Here is a 2,850-nt window from a genome sequence, read left to right as displayed (position 1 = left end):
GGGAACCCTTTTCAAAGGAAGGCGGCGACATACTCTCCCACAGGATTGCAGTACCATCTGCGCAGGCGGGCTTAACTTCTCTGTTCGGAATGGGAAGAGGTGAGCCCCGCCGCAATAACCACCTTGGATTATTCTTGGCTGTCTTCGGCCGTGTCCGCACTCTCCTTATCGGATACGTACGGCAATATCTTGGCATACTGGGATAAGATTCCCTTTATTTTTTTGTTAGAAAGTCGCTCCCCGCCCCGAAGGGCGGAGACCTTGCGCATAAGCTTACGGGTTATTAGTACTACTCGGCTATGACATTACTGCCTTTACACCTGTAGCCTATCGACGTGGTCATCTCCCACGACCCTTAAAAGAAATCTCATCTTGTGGTGGGTTTCGCGCTTATATGCTTTCAGCGCTTATCCCTTCCCGACGTAGCTACTCTGCGATGCCCCTGGCGGGACAACAGATACACCAGCGGTCAGTCCAATTCGGTCCTCTCGTACTAGAATCAGATCCACTCAAATTTCTTACGCCCGCAGTAGATAGAGACCGAACTGTCTCACGACGTTCTGAACCCAGCTCGCGTGCCACTTTAATGGGCGAACAGCCCAACCCTTGGGACCTTCTCCAGCCCCAGGATGTGACGAGCCGACATCGAGGTGCCAAACCCCCCCGTCGATATGAGCTCTTGGGGGAGATCAGCCTGTTATCCCCGGCGTACCTTTTATCCTTTGAGCGATGGCCCTTCCATGCGGAACCACCGGATCACTATGCTCTACTTTCGTACCTGATCGACCTGTGTGTCTCTCAGTCAAGCTCCCTTATGCCATTGCACTCTACGCACGGTTACCAAGCGTGCTGAGGGAACCTTTAGAAGCCTCCGTTACTCTTTTGGAGGCGACCACCCCAGTCAAACTACCCACCAAGCAATGTCCCCCGCAACGCGGGGTTAGGCTTCAGACAAGCAAAGGGTGGTATTTCAACAATGACTAACCTACGCCTGGCGACGCAGGATCGAAGTCTCCCACCTATCCTACACATCACTTGTCCAAAGTCAATACTAAGCTATAGTAAAGGTGCACAGGGTCTTTTCGTCCCACTGCGGGTAATCGGCATCTTCACCGATACTACAATTTCACCGAGCTCATGGCTGAGACAGTGTCCAGATCGTTACACCATTCGTGCAGGTCGGAACTTACCCGACAAGGAATTTCGCTACCTTAGGACCGTTATAGTTACGGCCGCCGTTTACTGGGGCTTCAATTCAATGCTTCTCCGAAGATAACATCTCCTCTTAACCTTCCAGCACCGGGCAGGTGTCAGGCCCTATACTTCATCTTACGATTTTGCAGAGCCCTGTGTTTTTGATAAACAGTCGCCTGGACCTCTTCACTGCGGCCAGCCTTCGCTGGCGACCTTTCTCCCGAAGTTACAGGTCTATTTTGCCTAATTCCTTAGCCATGAATCTCTCGAGCACCTTAGGATTCTCTCCTCGACTACCTGTGTCGGTTTACGGTACGGGTTCTTATAATCTAAGTTTAGAGGTTTTTCTTGGAAGCCCTTAGGTACGCTATCACTTTGTCCGAAGACTCCGTGTACTGTCGCATTTCACCAGTGCCTGCGGATTTGCCTGCAGGCCCTATAGCTAGGTGCTTTAACGAACTATTCCGTCAGTTCGCGGTACTTTCATCACTCCGTCGCCCCATCACAATTATAAGAAGTACGGGAATATTAACCCGTTGGCCATCGACTGTCCCTTTCGGGTTCGCCTTAGGACCCGACTAACCCTCAGCTGATTAGCATAGCTGAGGAAACCTTAGTCTTTCGGTGTGCGGGTTTCTCGCCCGCATTATCGTTACTTATGCCTACATTTTCTTTTCTGGAACCTCCAGCATCCCTTACGGAACACCTTCGCCGGCGCCAGAATGCTCCCCTACCACTTGTAATAAATTACAAATCCATAGCTTCGGTAATATGCTTATGCCCGATTATTATCCATGCTCGTCCGCTCGACTAGTGAGCTGTTACGCACTCTTTAAATGAATGGCTGCTTCCAAGCCAACATCCTAGCTGTCTGGGCAGACAAACCTCGTTCTTTCAACTTAGCATATATTTGGGGACCTTAGCTGATGGTCTGGGTTCTTTCCCTCTCGGACTTGGACCTTAGCACCCAAGCCCTCACTGCTGGCAAACATTATACAGCATTCGGAGTTTGTCAGGAATTGGTAGGCGGTGAAGCCCCCGCATCCAATCAGTAGCTCTACCTCTGTATAACTTTACGGCCAGCGCTGCACCTAAATGCATTTCGGGGAGTACGAGCTATTTCCGAGTTTGATTGGCCTTTCACCCCTACCCACAGGTCATCCGAAGTCTTTTCAACGACAACCGGTTCGGACCTCCACTGTGTGTTACCACAGCTTCATCCTGCCCATGGGTAGATCACACGGTTTCGCGTCTAACACTGCCGACTATGGCGCCCTATTCAGACTCGCTTTCGCTACGGATCCGTGGCTGAACCACTTATCCTTGCCGGCAACGTTAACTCGTAGGCTCATTATGCAAAAGGCACGCCGTCACCCCACTAAAGGGCTCCGACCGCTTGTAGGCGTATGGTTTCAGGATCTGTTTCACTCCGTTATTCACGGTTCTTTTCACCTTTCCCTCACGGTACTGGTTCACTATCGGTCTCTCAGGAGTATTTAGCCTTGGCGGATGGTCCCGCCGGATTCAGACAGGGTTTCACGTGCCCCGCCCTACTCAGGATACCGCTATCCCTTACGCTCATTACTTGTACCGGGCTGTCACCGTCTTTGGCCCAACTTTCCAGATGGTTCTAATTCTTTACGCAGGAAATATCGC

The 2,850-nt window shown here is 51.2% G+C and carries 2 rRNA genes; both read right to left on the bottom strand.

From position 1 onward, the window contains the following. Window positions 1-16: 16 nt before the first annotated feature. A 5S ribosomal RNA gene (rrf, locus tag FJA49_RS00055) occupies window positions 17-126 on the bottom strand. A 137-nt stretch (window positions 127-263) separates the two neighbouring features. Next, window positions 264-2,850: ribosomal RNA gene (locus FJA49_RS00050) — 23S ribosomal RNA — on the bottom strand; the annotation flags it as partial.

It is taken from the genome of Flavobacterium microcysteis (assembly GCF_006385255.1).
GTDB lineage: Bacteria > Bacteroidota > Bacteroidia > Flavobacteriales > Flavobacteriaceae > Flavobacterium > Flavobacterium microcysteis.
The sequence above is the reverse complement of the archived record's forward strand: the minus strand, read 5'-3'. Positions and strand labels throughout refer to the sequence as shown.